This is a genomic window from Pseudonocardia kunmingensis (genome assembly GCF_006716445.1).
Lineage (GTDB): Bacteria > Actinomycetota > Actinomycetes > Mycobacteriales > Pseudonocardiaceae > Pseudonocardia > Pseudonocardia kunmingensis.
Window position 1 is genome coordinate 594113 of sequence record NZ_VFPA01000005.1, and the last position, 18983, is coordinate 613095.

Sequence of the window (18983 nt, forward strand, 5' to 3'; positions counted from 1 at the left end):
CGAGATCATTGCGACCCGCACAACACTGTGCTCGACACGGCCCCGACGTGCGCCTCGCACCGATCACAGGGCCGTGATCGCTGCGAGACGCACGCCGCCGTCGTCCGAACAACGGCACGGTGCGCCTGAGAAGGATCATCGCCCTGGTAGCCGCCCGCGTCTCCGAGCCCGACGCCGTCGCCGCCGGCCGACCGCGACGTGCGACTCGGACCGATCACGCCGGGGCGAACAGTTCCGGAACCGCCTCCTCGGCCGCGGCGCGCAGGGCCGGGACCGCGTCCTCGGGCACCGAGCGGTGCGGCCAGCGCACCCGCGTGCCGGTGGCGGCCCATCCGCCGATCGCGGCCAGGGTCTTGTCGAGCGCCGGGTCGCAGTAGCCGGCGCGGGCCAGCGGAGCGATGTGGGAGTCGAGGAACCCGCGCAGCCGCTCCTCGAACGCGAGCGCGGCGGGCGGGTCGGCGGTCATCTGCGCGTACCAGCGGACGGCGCCCGCCGGGCTCAGGCACGCCACGTTGGAGTAGGCGCCCGCGGCGCCGCGGGCGACACCGGAGGCGAGCGCGTGCCCGGCGACGAACACCGCGAGGCGCCCGCCCACGGCGTCGGCCATCCGCGCGTACCAGGCGTCGTCCCCGCCCGGCACCTTCACGCCGATCAGCGCCGGCACCTCGTCGGCGAGCTTCCCGAACAGCTCCGGCGTGACCTGGGTCTTGGCGTAGGGCGGGTTGTACAGCACCAGCGGCACCCCGCAGGCCGCGCAGGCCATCCGCTCGACGGCGGCGAGGACCTCGTCCGGGCCCAGCGGCAGCCAGTCGGGCAGCACCACCTGGATCGCCGCGGGCCCGAGCGCGGCGGCACGCCCGATGCGCTCGAGCGACAGCTGCCCGCTGGGGTGGCCCGCCCCGAGCTGGAACGGCACGCCGGCCGCGCTGCACCGCGCGGCGACGAGCTCGTGCAGCCCGTCGTACTCCGCGTCGGTGAGCGTGTGGAACTCCCCCGCAGTGCCGTTGGTGTAGACCCCGTGGACCCCGGCGCCGAGCACGTGGTCCAGTGCGACGGCGAGCCGTTCGACGTCGATGCTCTCGTCGGGCCGGATCGGCAGCAGCACGGTGGCCCAGACCCCGCGCAGCTCCGGCGCGGTCAACCCGGTCATCCCGCCGGTCACCCCGCGTTCTCGGACGGCCGGGCGTGGCCCGCGACCAGCGCGGCACGCACCCGGATGTCGTCGAAGTGCTTCTGCATCGCGGAGATGCTCGCCTCGGCGTCACCCTCCTGCAGGGCGCGGATGATGTGCAGGTGCACGAGCCCGCGCCCGCCCTCGGGCGGCACCGGGATGGCGTCGCCGAGCCGGGTGAACAGCTCCCAGAACACCTCGATGAGGTTGTCGACGAGCGGGTTGCCCAGCGCGCGGTACAGCGAGAGGTGGAACCGCTTGTCCACCTCGGTGGTCGACTCCCCGCGCGCCTCGAGCGCCGACATCTCCTCGGCGAGCCGGGCGCACTCGCCCAGCTCCCGCACCGGGTTCAGCCGCGCCACGGCCGGCATCAGGCCGACCTCCATCGCCTCGCGCGCGGTGAGGATCTCCTCCAGCGCGGTGCCCGGGGCGGCGAGCCCGTAGGGCAGCTGCTCGATCAGCGGGCGGAAGGAGAAGGCGGAGACGAACAGGCCGTTGCCGTGGCGGGCCTCGATGACGCCGAGGGTCTGCAGGCTGCGCGTCGCCTCCCGCAGCGACAGCCGGCTCACGCCGAGCCGCTGCGCCAGCGCCGCCTCGGCGGGCAGGCGGTCGCCGGGGCCCAGCCCGGCCTCCTGGATGAAGTCCCGCAGCCGGGCCTGGGCCTCGCGGTAGATCAGGTTCCTAGCCATCGGCCCCCTCCAGCGCCGCGCGCACGACGCCCGCCAGCTCGCTCACCTTCGCACGGGCGGAGGCCGACAGGCGCCCCCACGGCGACCGGGCCGGGCCGGCGTCGGGACCGAGCTCGTTCATCAGCGCCTTGAGGAAACCGACCCCGCCGTTGGCGTCGGCGGCCGTGGCCACCTGCCGGAACGGGGCGTGCAGGCGGTAGGCCTGCGCCGCGTCCCCCCGCTCGAAGGCCGCGGCGACGGCGTGCGCGAGCGGCGCCATGCCGTTGTAGAGGGTGCCGATCACCCGGTCGACCCCGCAGGCGAGGCCGGCCGGCAGCAGCTCGTCGCGCCCGAAGAACGCGGTGAGACCGGGCGCGGCCGCCCGGGTGCGGTCGAACTCCAGCAGGTTGCCGTCGGTGAACTTCACCGCCGACATCGTGGGGGCAGCGGCGGCGAGCGCGGCGACGACCTCGGAGGGCCGGAACGCCGAGCCCGTCATGCTCGGGATGTGGTAGAAGCCGAACGGCGTGGACGGCGCCGCCGCGGCGATGTCGGCGAGGTGGCCCACCAGCGCGTCGAGGGTCGCGGCGTCGCCGTAGTAGGGGCCGACGGCGGCCACGAGGTCGACGCCGCAGGACTGGGCGTGCGCGGCGAGCTGCTGCGCCTGCGCCATGTCCGAGTGCCCGACGTGCACGCCCAGGCGCAGGCCCTCCGGGCGCGCGTCGCGCCATGCCTCCAGCAGCGACACACGCTCCGCGACGTCCATCGCGGGGAACTCGCCGGTCGTGCCGCCGACGAACGCGCCCGTCACGCCCGCGGCGTGCAGGTGCGCGGCCTGCGCGGCGACGACGTCGAGCGCGAGCTTCCCGTCGGACGTGAACGGAGTCGGCGTGGCGGCCCAGATCTCGAGCATGGAGGAAGCCCTTTCCCTAACCCTTGGTGGCGCCGTCGGTGAGACCGGCGACGATGTAGCGCTGGAGCAGCACGAACAGCACGATCACCGGCACCGCGACGACCGCCGAGACGGCCATCAGCTCGTTCCAGCGGGTGCCGAAGGCGTTGGTGAGCTTCGCGATCACGACGCTGACGGGCTGCAGCTCGTCCCCGGTCGCGAGTGCCAGCCCGAAGACGAACTCGCCCCAGGCCCCGAGGAAGCTGACGACGGCCATCGTGATCACGCCGGGGATGCTGACCGGCAGCGCGACCCGGACGAACGCGCCGAACGTCGTGCACCCGTCCACCCGCGCGGCCTCGAGCACCTCGCCGGGCACCGACAGGAAGTAGGGCCGCATGATGGTGATCGCCAGCGGGATCGACAGCGAGCAGTTGGCGATGATCAGCCCGGCGTAGGTGTTGACCAGCCCGACGCGCCCGAACAGCACGAACATCGGCAGCGCGAGGTTGACCGCCGGGATCATCTGCACCGCGAGGAACAGCAGCAGCGCCGGGGTGACGAACCGCAGCCGCAGCCGGGCGAGCGCGAAGGCGGCCGGCACGGCGACCACCAGCGTGAGCACCGTGGTGCCGGTGGCGATGATCGCCGTGTTGGCCAGGCCCCGCGCGATGTCGGGGTCGCCGAACACCGCGGTCTGGTAGGCCGCGAGCGTCGGCGGCAACGGCACCAGCGCGGGCGGGCGCTCGAACACGTCGGCCTGCGCCTTGAACGAGGTGTTGAGCATCCAGTAGACGGGCAGCAGGTACACGGCGGTGATGACGACGCCGACGACCAGCCGGACGTTCTCCCCGCGGAACCGGCGCCCGGGGGTGGTCAGGGTGCTCATGCCGACTCCTCCCGGCGCAGCGAGCGGAAGTAGAAGACCGACAACACCAGCGGCACCAGGAGCATGACCGTCGTGGCCACGGCCGCGGTGTCGTAGCGGCGGAACTCGAAGGCCTCCTGGAAGGCGTACAGCGGCAGCGTGAGCGTCGCCCCGCCGGGCCCGCCGCCGGTCATCAGGTAGATCGTGTCGAAGGTCTTGAAGGCGAAGATGAAGATCAGCAGCATCACGGTGACGCTCACGGGGCGCAGCACCGGAAGCGTGACGTGGCGGAACTGCTGCCAGGCGCTCGCGCCGTCGATGCGCGCGGCCTCGTACAGCACGCCGGGCACGCTCTGCAGGCCGGCGACCAGCAGGATCATCGCGAACGGCGCGAAGCTCCACGCCGTGGCCACGACCACCGAGACGAGCGCGGGGCCCGGCTGTCCCAGCCAGAAGACGTCGCCCTCGATCAGGCCGAGCCCGCGCAGGACCGCGTTGAGCAGCCCGTAGGAGCCGTCGAGCAGCCAGCGCCAGACGTTCGCACCCACCACCGTCGGCAGGATCCAGGCCAGCATCAGCAGCGCCCGCATCACGTTGCGCCCGGCGAAGCGGTGCAGGAACAACAGCGCCAGGCCGAGGCCGCCCGCGTAGCTGAGCGCCACCGTCCCGACGGTGTAGGCGAGCGAGAGCAGGAGTGCCTGCCAGAACTCCGCCCGACCGAACTGGTCGGCGAAGTTCGCGAACCCGACCCACTCCGCCCCGCCGTTGATCACCTCTTTGAGGCCGACGTCCTGGAAGCTCTGCACGACGTTGTAGATCAGCGGGTAGACCACCGTGACGCCGACGAACAGCACCGCCGGCACCAGGAACAGGTAGTTGGCCCCGTTCCCCCCGCGCCGGCGCGGGGATCGCCCGGCCGGCGCGGGGGTGCGGGAGCGTTCGCGCACTCCGGTCGTGACGGTGGTCATGAGGTGGCGAGGGCCTCGTCGATCGTGGCCTGTGCGCTGCGCGCGGCGTCCGGGACGGGGGTCCCGCTGATCGTCGACTGGAGCGCGGCCTGCAGCGCCGTCAGCACCTCGTTGTTGTGCGGCGCGAGCGCGGCGTCCGGGGCCCACGCCTGCTGGAGCTGCTCGGCGAAGACCGCGCGCACGGGGTCCTCCGCGGTGCCGGGCACGTCGTCGCGCGCCGGGAGCTTGTTGCGCTCGGGCAGGTAGGTGGCCAGCTCCTCGGGCTGCTGCATGAACTCGATGAGGTCCCATGCCTGGTCGGGCTGGTCGCTCGTGGCGCCGATCGTGAGGTTCTCCGCGGAGAGCACCGTCTGCCCCGACACGTCGCTCGGGAGCACCGCGACGCTCCACTGCAGGTCGGGGTTCTCCTCGCGCAGGATGCTCACGTACGTGGCCGAGTTGATCATCATGGCCGCCTGGCCCGTGGCGAACTGGTTCTTGGCGTCCTCCTCGTTCCAGGTGAGGAAGCCCTCCGACAGCGCGCCGCCGGAGACCATGCGCTGGAACGACTCGAGCGCCGCATGCCCGGCGGGGCTGTCGATCGCGGTGGGCTCGGCACCCCCGGCCAGCATCCGCATCTGCAGGCCGGTGGCCCCCTCGGCGCCCTCGATCCCGCTGACGGCGAGGCCCGCGCGGCCGTCGGCGGCCAGCGCGGCGGCGGTCGACTCCATCTCCGCCCACGTCTTCGGCGGCTCCACCCCGGCCTCGGCGAACATCGCGGTGTTGTAGTAGACGGCGTAGGCGTCGGCCAGGTGCGGGACCCCGAAGGTCCGGCCGTCGGCCTGGGTGGACTCCCAGCTGGTCGGGAAGTAGGCGTCCTGCTGGCCCCACGCCTGCACCTGCTCCGACAGGTCCTGCACGACCCCGGCGTCGGCCATCGCCGCCGTGTCGAACGCGCTGATCAGCGCGATGTCCGGCCCGTCACCCGAGGCGGCGGCCTGGGTGAGGGTGCGGTTGAAGTCGTCGTAGGGGATGAACCGGATGTCGACGTCCGCGCCCCGCTGCTGCTCGTAGCGGCCCACAAGGTCGTAGAACGGCTTCCCGGTCGCCATCGACTCGTCGCCGTAGAACTGCCACACCGACAGCGGCTCTCCCGCTGCCTCGCCACCGGCGTCCCCGCCGCCGGCGCACCCCGCCGCGGCGAGGGCCGCGGCGGCCACCACCAGCCCGAGCCGGTACGGCGCCGACCGCCGGCTGGATCCCACGACTGCGCGCATGTCCGACCTCCTCGTCCTGGATGCGGGAGGAAAATAGGTTAGATATCTAACCTCTGTCAAACACCGCGTCGCGTCGCCGCAGCCGCGGTGGACCGGGGAAGCCTGGGACGGCCCCGTCCACGGCCCACGAGGAGAGCGGTGACCAGGAAGATCGACTTCAAACGGGAGCTCGACTGCTACTCGGCGCGACGGGACACGCCGCGGATCGTGCAGGTGCCCGAGCTCCGCTACCTCATGGTGGACGGGCACGGCGATCCGAACACCCCCGCGTTCGCGGAGGCGACCGCGACGCTCTACCCGGTCGCCTACAGGCTGAAGTTCGCCAGCAGGACGAACCTCGACCGGGACTACGTGGTCATGCCCCTGGAGGGGCTGTGGTGGGCCGAGGACATGGAGGGCTTCACCGCCGCCCGCGACAAGGCGCGGTGGGACTGGACCCTCATGATCATGACTCCGGACTGGATCACGGAGGACATGGTCACCGAGGCGGTCGAGCAGGTGGGCGCGAAGAACCGCCCCACGCGGCTCGACGACCTCCGGCTGGAGCCGCTGGCCGAGGGACTCTGCGTGCAGGCCCTCCACATCGGTTCCTACGACGACGAGGCCGGGCTGCTGCGCCACATGCACCACGAGTTCATCCCCGGGCACGGCCTCACGATGGTCGGCACGCACCACGAGATCTACCTCGGCGACGCGCGCAGGGTCGAACCGGCGAAGCTCAGGACGATCCTGCGCCAGCCCGTCGCCCGGACGGGCTGATCGATCACCGCACAGTGGAAGACTCGTCCCCGTGGACCCCGATTCGGAACGCACGCGTGCCTCCGGCATGCTCCCGATGGTGATCGACGCCGACCACCGCACCGGGCCGCTCGCGGCGGCCGCGTCGTGACGGCCGAGGCGGGCGCCGAGGTCGTGGAGCGCACCACCGGCCGCAACGGCGAGCTCGTGCTGCGCCGCGCCGGGGAGCACCACGAGATCGTCGCCAACGGCGTCTTCCTGATGGACACGCGCGGCGGGATCTCCGAGCGGCTGCTCGTCACCGCGGCCGCCGAGCGGATGCCCCCGCCCGGGCGGATGCTGATCGGCGGGCTCGGCGTCGGCTTCTCGCTGGCCGCCGCGCTCACGACCACGGCCGTCACGACGGTCGAGGTGGTCGAGTTCGAGCCCGCTGTCATCCGCTGGAACCGCGGGCCGCTCGCCGCGCGCCACGGCGACGCCCTCGCCGACCCCCGCGTCACCGTGCACGAGGCCGACGTCGCCGACCGGCTCGCCGAGGCCGCCCCCGCCTCCTTCGACGCGGTCTGCCTCGACACCGACAACGGGCCGGACTGGCTGGTCTCCCCCGCCAACGCCCGCCTCTACACCGACACGGGGCTGGGCGCCGCGGCCCGCGCGCTCTCCCCCGCCGGGGTGCTCGCGATCTGGAGCGCCGCCCCGGCCCCCGCGCTCGTCGCGCGCCTCCGAGCCCTGTTCACCGAGGTCGAGGCGCTGGAGGTGCCGGCAGGACGCGGCGATCCCGACGTCGTGGTGCTGGCCGCGCGCTCGCGCTGAGCCCGCTCGCACACCGACTCCACCACTCCCACACCGATTGCCGCGCCCGCACACCGACTGCAGTCGGTGTGCGGGCGCAGCTGTCGGTGTGCGAAGCGGCGGGCGCTCCGCCACGAGTGAACGATCATTGCGCTTCGCGACGGCCGTCGGCAGGGTGGTCGCGTGGCGCGCGACTTCCGCTTCTCCGTCAACGTCTTCGGCATCCCCTCGCGCGAGGCGGTGCGGGAGCGCTGCCGCCGCGCCGAGAGCGCGGGGTTCCACACGGTGTTCGCCCCCGACCACCTCGGCGGGCCGGCACCGTTCACCGTGCTGCAGGCCGCGGCCGACGCCACCGAACACCTGCGGGTGGGCACGCTCGTGCTCAACGCGCCGTTCTGGAACCCCGCACTGCTGGCGCGCGAGGCCGCGTCGCTGGACATCCTCAGCGACGGCCGCTTCGAGCTGGGGCTGGGCTCCGGGCACATGAAGTGGGAGTTCGACGCCGCCGGGATCCCGTGGGAGGGCTTCACCGCCCGCGCGCAGCGGCTCGAGGAGACGATCACCGAGCTGCGCCGGTTCTTCACCACCGACATGGCGGCCCTTCCGGGCGGGCGCGCGCCGCTGCCCGTGCAGCGCACCGGCTTCGACGGCGCCGGCCCGCCCCTGATCGTCGGCGGCACCGGGGACCGGGTACTCACCATCGCGGGGCGGTACGCCGACATCATCGGCGTCGCCGGCGTGTACCAGGTGAAGGGCGAGCCGCCGGGAACGCTGCGCATCGGCACGGCCGCGGAGGCCGACGAGCGCGTTCGGTTCGCGCGGGAGGCGGCGGGCGAGCGCGCCGCCCAGGTCGAGTGGCACCTGCTCGTCCAGGCCGTCGTGCCCACCGACGACCGGCGCGCCACCGCCGCCGAGCTGGTCAGCCAGTTCACGGCGCCGATGTCCGTCGACGAGGCGCTGGAGACCCCGTTCGCCCTCATCGGCACGCCCGCGCAGATGGCCGAGCAGCTGCGGGCCTCCCGCGAGCGCTACGGCTTCTCCTACGTCACCGTGCACGAGCCGTACTACGAGGCGTTCGAGCCCGTGGTGGAGCTCCTGCGCAGCTGACCGGAACCTCGTCTCTACCATTGACGACGTTCCTCGACCCGCCTACTCTGTCCACGTCAGAGACGAGGTTGCTCGGATGACGGACCGCTACCTCGGCGTCCTCGGCGTGGCCGAGGCGCTCGGGGTGAGCCGGCACGCCGTGCACAAGTGGCGCTCCCGCTACCCGAGCGACTCCCCCCACCCCTTCCCCGAGCCCGACGTCGAGATCGACGGGGCGCCGGGCTGGGCGGTCGAGCGATTGGACGAGATGGTGCAGTGGCGTGACGGCCTTCCGGGACGCGGCGCAGGCGGCGGGCGCCCGTCCGCCGCGCGTCAGACCTACCTGACCGAGGCACTGGCCCGTGGCCTGAGCCGGGACGAGGCCACCCGCCTCGTGGACACCATGGGCGAGGAGTTCCCCGAGATGACCGAGGCGCAGGTCTGCGAGTTCCTCCTCGAGAAGTGACGTGGCCTCGACGAGATGGACGAGATCCTCGCGCGCTACCGGAAGTAGGTGATCGCACCCCCAGGTCGGGGGCTCCGGAAACGGGATTCGTCCGGGTGGGAGCACGTGGCGATCACCCGGCGAGGACCCGGGCGTGCCGGCGCGTGGGGCGCGCTCCTCGACCTGCGCCGGGTGCTCTGAGAGGATCTCGCGGTGTCGCGATCGTTCCTCCGCCCGGCCGTCGTCGTCCTGGCCGGTGCGCTGCTCGCCGCCGGGTGCTCCGCGGGTTCCACCGCCTCACCGGGCGGCGGTGCGGGCACGGGTCCGGACGCCCCGCTGCGGATCGGGTTGACGGCAGAGCCGGCCAATCTCGACTTCACGCGCACCGACGGCGCCGCCATCCCGGAGGCGCTGCTGGTCAACGTGTACGAAGGCCTCGTGGCGTTGGACCAGCAGACCGGTGAGATCGTGCCGGCGCTGGCGGAGTCGTGGACGGTGAGCCCCGACGGGCTCGTCTACGACTTCACCCTCCGCGAGGGCGTCACGTTCTCGAACGGCGAGCCGTTCACCGCGGACGACGTGAAGTTCAGCATCGAGCGGGTGCAGTCCGACGAGTGGACGATCTCGCTCAAGGACGGCATGAGCGTCGTCTCGGGCGTCGAGGTGGTGTCGCCGACCCAGGCCCGCGTCACGCTCGCGCAGCCGAGCAACAGCTGGCTGTTCCGCATGACCACCCGCATCGGGGCGATGTTCGACCCGTCCGGCGTGGGCGACCTCGCGAACACCGCCGTCGGCACCGGCCCGTACGCGGTGGCGGAGTTCCGCCGCGGGGACGCGCTGGTGCTCGCCCGCCGTGCCGACTACTGGGGCGAGGCGCCGGCGATCGGCCAGGTCGTCCTGCAGTACTTCGACGACGCCACGGCCGCCACGAACGCCCTGCTCACCGACGGCATCGACGTGATCGGCACCGTGCAGGCGCCCGAGTCGCTCGCCCAGTTCGAGGGCGACGACCGGTTCCAGGTGATCGAGGGCACCACGAACGGCGAGGTCACCCTCGCCATGAACAACGCGGCCGGCCCGACGAGCGACCCGCGGGTGCGCCGGGCCATCGCGATGGCGATCGACCACGAGGCGGTGCTGAGCACGGCGTGGGCCGGGCGCGGAACGCTGATCGACACGATGGTGCCGCCCACCGACCCGTGGTACCAGCCGCTCCCCGACGTCACCCCCTTCGACCCGGACGCCGCCCGCGCGCTGCTCGCCGAGGCCGGCACCCCGAACCCGACGCTGCGCTTCCGGATCGCGAACCTGCCCTACGCCGTCGCGTCGGCGCAGGTGGTGCAGAGCCAGCTCGCCGCGGTGGGGATCGACGCGCAGATCGAGCCGCTGGAGTTCCCCGCCCGCTGGCTCGAGGAGGTGCTGACGAACGCCGACTACGACCTGTCGATCGTCGCGCACGTCGAGCCCCGCGACATCCGCACCTTCGGCAACCCGCAGTACTACTGGCGCTACGACAACGCCGAGGTGCAGCGCCTGCTCGCGGAGTCCGAGCAGGGCACCCAGGAGCAGCAGGTCAGCGCTCTGCAGGAGGTGGGGCGGCGGATCGCCGAGGACGCCGCGGCGGACTGGCTGTTCCTGCTCCCGAACCTGATCGTCGCCGACGTCGACGTGCAGGGCCTGCCGGAGAACCGGATCGGCGAGGCGCTCGACCTCACCGCGCTCTCCCGCGGGTAGGCGCGTGGTCGTCCAGCTGGTCCGCCGCACGGCCGTGTTCGTCGCCGGCCTCGTGGTGGCGACGGTGGTCGTGTTCGCCTTCATGACGGTGCTGCCCGGCGACCCGGCCCGGGTGGCGCTGGGCCTGAACGCCACCGAGGAGGCCGTGGCCGCCACGCGCGCGGCGTTCGGCACGGACCGCCCGCTCGTCGTCCAGTACCTGGACTGGGTCAGCGGCCTGCCGGTGGGCGACTTCGGCCGCTCCTACGTCACGCAGGTCGACATCGGACCGCAGATCGTCGACCGGCTGCTGGTGACGACCTGGCTGGTGCTGTCGGGCATGGCGGTGGCGCTGGTGGTGGCGCTGCCGGCGGGCGTGCTCGCCGCCGCGGCGCACCGGCGCGCGACCGGCACCGTGATCTCGGTGGTCAGCCAGGTCGGGGTGGCCGTGCCGAGCTTCCTCGCCGGCATCCTGCTGGTCACGGTGTTCGCCGTGCAGCTGGGCTGGTTCCCCTCGGGCGGGTGGACCCCGCCCGCGCAGGACCCGGCCGCGTTCCTGAGCAAGCTGGTCCTGCCGGCGCTCGCCCTCGGGCTCGTGCAGGGCGCCGTGCTCACCCGCTACGTCCGCTCGGCCGTGCTCGACGTGCTGCGCGAGGACTACCTGCGCACCGCCCGCTCGAAGGGGCTCACCCCGGGCCGCGCCCTGGTGCGCCACGGGCTGCGCAACGCGGCGATCCCGGTCGTCACGGTGCTGGGCCTGCAGCTGGCCACGCTCCTGATCGGCGCGGTGGTCATCGAGCGGGTGTTCGTGATCCCCGGGCTCGGCAGCCTCCTGCTCGACGGTGTGGCCAACCGGGACCTGCTGCTCGTGCAGGGCGTGGTGATCGTGCTGGTGCTGGCCGTGCTCGTGGTCAACTTCCTGGTCGACGTGGCGTACACGGTGCTCGACCCCCGCCTGCGGAAGCCCGCATGAGGCGCCCGGCGAGCCTGACGGCGGGCGCGGTGCTCGTGGGGCTGGTGGTGGGTGCCGCGCTGCTGTCGTTCGTCTGGACGCCCTACGACGCGGTGCAGATCGACCCCACCACCCGCATCGCCCCGCCGAGCCCCGCGCACTGGCTGGGCACCGACGTGTTCGGCCGCGACGTCGTCAGCCAGCTGCTGGTCGGGGCGCGCACCACGCTGTTCGTCGGGGTCGTCGCGGTCGGGCTGGCCGGCGTCGTCGGCACCCCGCTCGGGATCCTCGCCGCGATGGGCCCGCGGTGGCTGGGCGAGCTCGTGATGCGCACCAGCGACCTGGTGCTGGCGTTCCCCGCGCTGCTGCTCGCGATCATGTTCGGTGCCGTGTACGGGCCGAGCACGCTCACGGCGATGGTCGCGATCGGGATCGCGACGGTGCCGTCGTTCGCGCGACTGGCCCGGGGCGCGGCGCTGCAGGTGCTCGCCACCGAGTACGTCCTGGCCGCGCGGGCCGCGGGCCGGCCGCGCACGGCGATCGCCGCGCGGCACGTGCTGCCCAACATCGCCGGGCTGCTGCTGGTGCAGTCGTCGGTGTCGTTCGCGATCGCGGTGCTCGCCGAGGCCGCCCTGTCCTTCCTGGGCTTCGGCACCCGCCCGCCCACCCCGTCATGGGGCCGGATGCTGCAGGAGGCCCAGCAGCTGCTCTACACGACCCCCGAGCTCGCCCTCTGGCCCGGCCTCGCGATCGCGCTCGCCGTGCTCGGCTTCACCCTGCTCGGCGACGGACTGCGCGACCGCTTCGACCCGAGGCTGGTGGACCAGCGGTGACCCGACCGTTGACGGAGCCGGCCTCCGAGGTGCTGCGGGTCGAGGGCCTCCACGTCGGCACGGCCGACCTGCGCCTCGTCTCCGACGTGTCGTTCACCCTCGCGCCCGGCGAGCGGGTGGGCCTGATCGGCGAGTCCGGCTCGGGGAAGTCGCTCACCGCGCTCGCGCTGATGGGCCTGCTGCCCGAGGGCGTGCGCGCCACCGGCTCGGTGCGGCTCGCGGGGGTCGACACCGACCTGGTGACCGCGCCGGAGCCGCGGCTGGCCCGCGTCCGCGGCGCCGCGATGACGATGGTGTTCCAGGAGCCGATGTCGGCGCTCAACCCGTCGATGCGGGTGGGCGACCAGGTCGCCGAGGTGATGCTGCTGCACGGCACGCAGCCCGACCGCCGCCGCGCCCGCGCCGCCGCCGTGACCCTGCTGAAGAGCGTGCACCTGCCGGAACCGGACCGCCTGGCGCGCGCCTACCCGCACCAGCTCTCCGGCGGCCAACGCCAGCGCGTCATGATCGCCATCGCGCTGGCGAACGGTCCGTCGGTGCTCCTCGCCGACGAGCCCACCACCGCGCTGGACGTCACGGTGCAGGCCCAGGTGCTCGACCTCGTCCTCTCCGGGGTCGCCGAGCGCGACGCGGCGCTGCTGTTCATCACCCACGACCTCGCGGTCGTCGCCACCGTGTGCGAGCGCGTCCTCGTCATGTACGGCGGGCGGATCGTCGAGTCCGGGCCCGTGGCTGAGGTGTTCACGCGGCCGCGCCACCCGTACACCCGGGGGCTGCTCGCCGCGTCCGACCTGACCGACCTCGACGGCGACGGGCGCCTGCGCACCATCCCCGGCTCGGTGCCGGCAGCCGGCCGCTTCCCCGACGGCTGCGTGTTCCGCACCCGCTGCCCGAACGCGGCGCAGGACTGCGCGGTGCTCCCGGGGTGGAGCGCCCGCGAGGGCGGCGGCGGCTACGCGTGCCACCACCCGGTGGGAACGGCTCCCGCCCTGGTTCGGGAGAGCCACATTCCTGTCCTGCAGGTTCAGGAACGTGGCTCTCCTGAACCCCCGCCGCAGGCCGAGCCCCTCATCGCCGTCCGTGACCTGCACCGGAGCTATCGCCGGCCGCGCACCTCCCTCACCCAGGCGCCGCCGGTGGTGCACGCGCTGCGCGGGGTGTCGTTCGACGTGGCGGCCGGGCAGCGGTTCGGGCTGGTCGGCGAGTCCGGGTCGGGCAAGTCGACGCTGATCCGGCTGCTCGCGGGGCTGGACTCCCCCACGTCCGGCACGATCACCTTCGACGGGCGCGACGTCGGCGGGCAGCCCGAACGGCGCCTCGGCTTCCTGCGCGAGCGGCTGCAGGTGGTGTTCCAGGACCCGATGGGCTCGCTCGACCCCCGGATGCGGGTGCGCGACGCGGTCGCCGAGCCGCTGGCCGGACGACGGGAGCCGGACGTGTTCGGACGGGTGGCCGAGCTCCTGGAGGCCGTCGGGTTGCCGGCGGACGCCGGTGACCGCTATCCGCACCAGTTCTCCGGCGGGCAGCGCCAGCGCATCTCGATCGCCCGGGCGCTGGCGCCGCGACCGTCGGTGCTGGTGGCCGACGAGCCGGTGAGCGCCCTGGACGTGTCGGTGCGCGCGCAGATCCTCAACCTGCTCGCCGACCTCGTGCAGCGCTTCCGGCTCACGCTCGTGTTCGTCTCGCACGACCTGTCGGTGGTGCGCCAGGTCTGCGACACGACCGCCGTGCTGCACCGCGGCGAACTGGTCGAGCTCGGCCCGTCCGCGCAGGTCGCGGACGCCCCCGAGCACCCGTACACGCGGCGGCTCGTCGCCGCCGTCCCCACGATCCGCGGGGCGCTGGGCGGCCGGTCCGCGGCCGACCTCGCCCGCGGAGTCCCCGAGGAGCAGGTGTGAGCTACCCCGTCGACGAGGATGCCGTCGTCGCGCTGACCCGCGACCTGGTGCGGCTGCGCACGGTGAACGAGGACGGCGCGCGGGAGGCGCCCGCCGCGGCGCTGGTGGCCGAGACGATGCGCTCCTTCGGCTGGGAGCCGCAGTTGAGCGAGGTGGCGCCGGGGCGACCGAACGTCGTCGCGGTCGTCGAGGGCGGCGGCGGGCCCGGGCGCACCCTGGCGTTCGAGGGCCACACCGACGTCGTCACCGAGGGCGACCCGGACCGCTGGAGCGTCGACCCCTACGGAGGCGAGGTCCGCGACGGGCGCCTCTACGGCCGCGGCGCCGCGGACATGAAGTCCGGGGTGGCGGCCATGCTGCACGGCGTGCGCGCACTGCAGGCCGCGGGCCCCTTCCCCGGCCGGGTGCTCGTGTGCGCGCTCGTCGACGAGGAGGGGATGATGCTCGGCGCGAAGCACTTCGCGGGCACCGCGCTCGCCCGCGGCGTCGACGGCGCCATCATCTGCGAGCCCGAGGAGGGCGAGATCTGCACGTCGGCCAAGGGCGCCGTGCGGATCAGGATCGACCTCCACGGCGCGATGGCGCACGGCGCGATGCCCCAGCACGGCCGCAACCCGCTGCCTGCGCTCGGGCGGCTGCTCGTGGCGCTCGCCGACCTGCAGGAACGGCTGCAGGCGACGCACCCGGCGCACGAGCACCTCGGCGCGGTGTACGTGACGCCGACCGTGAGCGCCGCCGGCTCGCTCGACCAGATCAACGTCATCCCCGGGCGGGCCACCGTTGCGGTCGACGTGCGCACGATCCCCGGGGTCGACCACGCCGCGCTCGTGGCGCGGGTCCGCGAGCTGGCGGCCGAGGCCGGCGCGCGGGACGGCGTGACGGCCGAGGCGCGGGTCGTCGACGACCGCCCGTGCGTCGAGATCGCGCACACCCATCCGCTGGTGACCGCGCTCGCCTGCGCCCACGAGGCCGTGCTCGGGGAACCGGCGCGCTACGGCGGGGTGCCCGGCGCCACCGACGGCACGATCCTCACCCGCGACGCCGGCATCCCCACCGTCGTCTACGGCCCGGGCGGCAAGTGGATCGCCCACCAGGTCGACGAGTTCGTGGAGGTGGCCGACATCGTGCGCTGCGCGCACGTCTACGCGCAGGCCGCCGCCCGCTTCCTGCAGCCGTGACTCCCCCGCACCCCTCGCACCCCTCGCACCCCTCGCACCTTGGAGCCGTACTGCTGTTCTCCGCGCCCCAGAACACCCGTATGGCTCCAAGGTGCGTGGCGTGGTGAGGCCGGCGCAGGCCCTCGTCGTCGTCGACGTGCAGCGGGGGTTCCTGCTCACCGCGCACGGCGTCACCCGGCTCGCGGTGTGCGGGGTGCTGTCGGAGTTCTGCGTGAGCGCCGCCGCCCGCGGCGCCCTGGAGCGCGGGTTCGGCGTCGTCCTGCCGCACGACGCGCACGCGACCTACGACGTGCCGGCCGGCCCGGGCAGCCCGGGAGTCCCCGCCGAGCTGGCCTCCCGCGCCGCGGAGTGGGCACTGGGCGACGAGATCGAGATCGTGGCCGCGGCCGCGGACGTCGCGTTCGCGCAACCGTGATCTCGAGTATCGGGTCCTCATTGCTGCCGCCACAGCCATGGGCGACCGATACTGCGGATCTTGCCCCGAGCGCCGATCAGTCGCCCAGCTCGCGGCGCCGCCGGGTCACGTACGCCTCCAGCTCCTCGCGGACCGCGTCGTCCAGGGGCGGGGGCTCGTACTCCTCGATCTTCTTCCGGGCCACCTCCGCGGCGCGGACCGCCGCGTCCTTCGCCCCGCCGCGCATCCAGCGGTCGTAGTTGTCCGAGCTGGACAGGAACGGGCGGTAGAAGCAGGTGCGGAAGCGCTCCATGGTGTGCGCGGCGCCGAGGAAGTGGCCGCCGTGGCGGACCTCGTCGTGCGCGTCGAACGCGAGCGCCGCCTCGTCGATCTCCAGGGGCCGGAACTCGTGCTGCAACATCTCCAGCACCTGCACGTCGAGCACGTACTTCTCGTAGGAGGCCACGAGGCCGCCCTCCAGCCAGCCCGCCGTGTGCATCACCCAGTTGATCCCCGCGAGGAAGGTGGGGAGCATCGTCATGAGGCTCTCGTAGCCGGCCTGCGCGTCGGGGGTCTGGCTGGAGGTCAGCCCGCCACCGGAACGCACCGGCAGCCCGAACCTGCGGGCGATCTGACCGGTGCAGAGCAACCCGATACCCGATTCCGGGGTGCCGAAACACGGCGACCCGGACTGCATGTCGATGTTGGACAGGAACGAACCGAAGATCACCGGTGCCCCGGGCCTGATCAATTGCGAGAGCGCGATGCCGGTGAGCGCCTCGGCCATCTGCTGCGCCAGCGTCGCGGGAATGGACACCGGGGACATCGCGCCCATGAGCAGGAACGGGGTGAGCACCACCGGCTGGTTGGCGCCGGAGTACTCGAACTGCGCCTCCAGCATCCGGTCGTCCCACCGCAGCGGTGAGTTGCAGTTGATCAGGGAGATGGTGGCGGGCGTGGCCTCGATCGCCTCGCGGCCACCGAAGAGGATCTCGGTCATCGCGAGGGTGTCGCGGGCGTTCACCCCCGACACGACGTTGCCCATGTAGATCTTGTCGGTGAGCGTCTGCAGGGCGAGGGTCATGTCCAGGTGCCGCGAGTCCAGCGGCGCGTCCTCCGGCTCGCACACCACCCCACCTGCGGAGTCGATGGCCGGGAAGCTCTGCGCGAGCTTCGCGAAGTTGCCGAAGTCGGCCAGCGTGGCGTCGCGGCGGACGTCGCCCTCGCGCACGAACGGAGGCCCGTAGACGCTGCCGAAGACCATGGCGTCGTCGCCGATGCGCACCGAGTGGGCCGGGTTGCGGGCCTGCACGTCGAACGCGCGCGGCGCCTTCGCCACCTGCTCGAGCAGGAACTCCGGATCGAACCGCACGCACTGCTCCTCGACCTTCTGCCCGGCCTGGCGGAAGAGTTCCAGTGCGCGGTCGGAGAGGAACTCGACGCCGATCTCCTCGACGATCCGGCGCCATCCGCGGTCGAGGGTGGCCATGGCGTCCTCGGAAAGGATCTCGTATCGGGGCATGGCGTTGCGGAACATGCGGGCCTCCCTGCGACAGGTCGGTCCCGCGGCCGACCCGGAAAGCGGAACTTGACGAGGACCGGTGCCGGTTGGATCCTAACGGCACTCGTGGGAACAACGGTTCCATAACGTGGAACTCTTTTCGGGAACGGGTCCGCGGATGCCGATTCAGGTGAGCACGACCCCACTGGGCAGCCAGGCCGTCGACCGGGCGTGCGCGCTGCTCGCGCTCGTCGTCGAGTCCGGGGGGCCGCGCACGTTCACCTCGCTCGTCGACGAGCTCGGGCTGGCGAAGTCGACCACCTCGCGGCTGCTGCAGGCGCTCGAGCGCAGCAGGCTGCTGCAGCGCGACCACAGCGGCGCGTTCCGGCCCGGCGCGCTGTTCTCGACCTACGCCGCGCGCCCGAGCGCGCTGACCGACCTCGTCGAGCTCGCCCGTCCCACCCTGGAGCGGATCGGCGAGCTCACGCAGGAGTCGGTCAACCTGAGCGTGCCGAGGGGCCGCGAGGTCGTGCAGGTCGCGCAGGTCGACAGCCGCTACCTGCTGGGTTCCACCAACTGGGTCGGCGTCGACGTGCCGGCCCACTGCACGGCTCTGGGCAAGGTGCTCTACGCCTTCGGTGCGCTCCCGCCACCGCCCGGGCCGCTGGAGCGCCCCACGCCGAGCTCCCCCACCGACCACGCGGAGCTCGACCGCACGCTCGCCGAGGTCCGCAGGCGCGGGTGGGCGGTCTCGCTCGACGAGCTCGAGGTGGGGCTGGGTGCCGTCGCCGGCCCGGTCCGCGGCGTCGACGGCGCCGTCGTCGCGGCCGTCTCGGTCTCCGGTCCCACCACCCGGATCAACGACCACGGGATCTCCCGGCTCGGGGAGCTCCTGGTCAGCGAGCTGCGCGGGCTGTCCGCGCAGCTCGGCCACCACCTGGGTCCCCCGAGGAAGGAAGCGATATGACCGACGAGGAGATCCTCCGGGCGCTGTACGACGAGACGCTCGTCGGCAACGGACCGCGCGTGCTCGAGCTGACCCACGCCGGGCTCGACCAGGGCATGACCCCGGAGACGATGCTGTTCGACGCGCTCATCCCGTCGCTCGAGGAGGTCGGCGCCCGGTTCGAGCGCGGCGACTTCTTCGTGCCCGAGATGCTGGTCGCGGGGCGGGCGATGGCGGGCGCGCTGGACCTGCTGCGCCCCCTGCTCGCCGAGACCGGCGCCCAGACCGTCGGCACCTTCCTGATGAGCACGGTGAAGGGCGACGTCCACGACATCGGCAAGAACCTGGTCAACATCATGCTGGAGGGCGCGGGCTTCCACGTGATCGACCTCGGCGTGCAGGTCTCGCCGGAGAAGATGATCGCCGGGGTCCTGGAGCACAAGCCCGACATCGTCGGCTTCTCGGCGTTCCTCACCACCACGATGCCGATGTTCAAGGCCAACATCAACGCACTGCAGAAGGCGGGCCTGCGCGAGTCGGTGATCGTCATGGTCGGCGGGGCACCGGTCACCCAGGAGTACGCCGACGCCGTCGGCGCCGACGGGTACGCGGCCGACGCGTCCACCGCCGTGCGCCGCGCCAAGGAGCTGCTCGCCCGCAAGCGCACCGCGGTCGGGGTGTAGC

18 protein-coding genes and 1 pseudogene are annotated in these 18983 nt (G+C 73.2%); 12 read left to right on the forward strand and 7 right to left on the reverse strand.

Annotated elements, in window-relative coordinates:
* Positions 1-214: 214 nt before the first annotated feature.
* The 6 genes from FB558_RS36350 to FB558_RS36375 are packed head-to-tail and all read right to left on the reverse strand — an operon-like array spanning position 215 to position 5823.
* A complete protein-coding gene (locus FB558_RS36350; RefSeq protein ID WP_142061674.1) occupies positions 215-1150 on the reverse strand; it encodes a dihydrodipicolinate synthase family protein in 936 nt (311 codons plus the stop codon).
* Between the two features lie 8 nt (positions 1151-1158).
* Positions 1159-1860 carry a FadR/GntR family transcriptional regulator gene (locus FB558_RS36355; RefSeq protein ID WP_142061677.1) on the reverse strand — a complete coding sequence of 234 codons (702 nt, stop codon included), beginning with the start codon at positions 1858-1860 and terminating at the stop codon, positions 1159-1161.
* Positions 1853-2752, reverse strand: coding sequence for a dihydrodipicolinate synthase family protein (locus FB558_RS36360; RefSeq protein ID WP_142061680.1), 900 nt, complete (start codon positions 2750-2752; stop codon positions 1853-1855). The genes FB558_RS36355 and FB558_RS36360 overlap by 8 nt, the downstream gene beginning before the upstream one ends.
* 16 nt (positions 2753-2768) lie before the next feature.
* Complete coding sequence (locus FB558_RS36365; RefSeq protein WP_142061683.1) at positions 2769-3620, reverse strand: carbohydrate ABC transporter permease; 852 nt, start codon at positions 3618-3620, stop codon at positions 2769-2771.
* Positions 3617-4567: a carbohydrate ABC transporter permease gene (locus FB558_RS36370; protein ID WP_142061686.1), complete on the reverse strand. Its 951-nt coding sequence runs from the start codon at positions 4565-4567 to the stop codon at positions 3617-3619. Before FB558_RS36370 ends, FB558_RS36365 begins: the two co-directional genes overlap by 4 nt.
* Entirely contained in the window at positions 4564-5823 is a 1260-nt protein-coding gene (locus tag FB558_RS36375) for an ABC transporter substrate-binding protein (protein WP_142061689.1), read from the reverse strand. Before FB558_RS36375 ends, FB558_RS36370 begins: the two co-directional genes overlap by 4 nt.
* A 138-nt stretch (positions 5824-5961) precedes the next feature.
* Here FB558_RS36375 and FB558_RS36380 point away from each other — a divergent pair, with 138 nt between their 5' ends.
* The 10 genes from FB558_RS36380 to FB558_RS36425 all read left to right on the forward strand — a co-directional run bounded on the left by FB558_RS36380 (position 5962) and on the right by FB558_RS36425 (position 15873).
* A complete protein-coding gene (locus FB558_RS36380) occupies positions 5962-6582 on the forward strand; it encodes a GyrI-like domain-containing protein (RefSeq protein WP_142061693.1) in 621 nt (206 codons plus the stop codon).
* A 126-nt stretch (positions 6583-6708) separates the two neighbouring features.
* Entirely contained in the window at positions 6709-7374 is a 666-nt protein-coding gene (locus FB558_RS36385) for a spermidine synthase family protein (protein ID WP_142061696.1), read from the forward strand.
* 162 nt (positions 7375-7536) lie between these two features.
* On the forward strand, positions 7537-8460 hold the full coding sequence (locus FB558_RS36390) for an LLM class F420-dependent oxidoreductase (RefSeq protein WP_211367070.1): 924 nt from the start codon (positions 7537-7539) through the stop codon (positions 8458-8460).
* A gap of 76 nt (positions 8461-8536) precedes the next feature.
* Positions 8537-8905: a hypothetical protein gene (locus FB558_RS36395; protein ID WP_142061702.1), complete on the forward strand. Its 369-nt coding sequence runs from the start codon at positions 8537-8539 to the stop codon at positions 8903-8905.
* Positions 8906-9097: 192 nt separating this feature from the next.
* On the forward strand, positions 9098-10618 hold the full coding sequence (locus FB558_RS36400) for an ABC transporter substrate-binding protein (RefSeq protein ID WP_246107011.1): 1521 nt from the start codon (positions 9098-9100) through the stop codon (positions 10616-10618).
* 4 nt (positions 10619-10622) lie between these two features.
* Complete coding sequence (locus tag FB558_RS36405) at positions 10623-11570, forward strand: ABC transporter permease (protein WP_142061705.1); 948 nt, start codon at positions 10623-10625, stop codon at positions 11568-11570.
* Complete coding sequence (locus tag FB558_RS44155; protein WP_142061708.1) at positions 11567-12382, forward strand: ABC transporter permease; 816 nt, start codon at positions 11567-11569, stop codon at positions 12380-12382. The genes FB558_RS36405 and FB558_RS44155 overlap by 4 nt, the downstream gene beginning before the upstream one ends.
* The gene (locus tag FB558_RS36415; protein WP_246107012.1) at positions 12379-14280 is read left to right on the forward strand and encodes a dipeptide ABC transporter ATP-binding protein; all 1902 of its coding nucleotides are present in this window, start codon (positions 12379-12381) and stop codon (positions 14278-14280) included. The genes FB558_RS44155 and FB558_RS36415 overlap by 4 nt, the downstream gene beginning before the upstream one ends.
* Positions 14277-15458 carry a M20 family metallopeptidase gene (locus FB558_RS36420; protein WP_142061711.1) on the forward strand — a complete coding sequence of 394 codons (1182 nt, stop codon included), beginning with the start codon at positions 14277-14279 and terminating at the stop codon, positions 15456-15458. Before FB558_RS36415 ends, FB558_RS36420 begins: the two co-directional genes overlap by 4 nt.
* Before the next feature lie 100 nt (positions 15459-15558).
* Positions 15559-15873 carry an isochorismatase family protein gene (locus FB558_RS36425; protein ID WP_246107013.1) on the forward strand — a complete coding sequence of 105 codons (315 nt, stop codon included), beginning with the start codon at positions 15559-15561 and terminating at the stop codon, positions 15871-15873.
* Between the two features lie 76 nt (positions 15874-15949).
* On the opposite strand, the pseudogene FB558_RS36430 reads toward FB558_RS36425, so the two are convergent.
* A pseudogene (locus tag FB558_RS36430) lies at positions 15950-17392 on the reverse strand (trimethylamine methyltransferase family protein); the annotation flags it as partial.
* A 151-nt stretch (positions 17393-17543) separates the two neighbouring features.
* Here FB558_RS36430 and FB558_RS36435 point away from each other — a divergent pair.
* Positions 17544-18320, forward strand: a complete 777-nt coding sequence (locus FB558_RS36435; protein ID WP_211367071.1) for an IclR family transcriptional regulator — start codon at positions 17544-17546, stop codon at positions 18318-18320.
* Positions 18317-18982 carry a cobalamin B12-binding domain-containing protein gene (locus FB558_RS36440; RefSeq protein WP_142061723.1) on the forward strand — a complete coding sequence of 222 codons (666 nt, stop codon included), beginning with the start codon at positions 18317-18319 and terminating at the stop codon, positions 18980-18982. The genes FB558_RS36435 and FB558_RS36440 overlap by 4 nt, the downstream gene beginning before the upstream one ends.
* Position 18983: the final 1 nt, after the last annotated feature.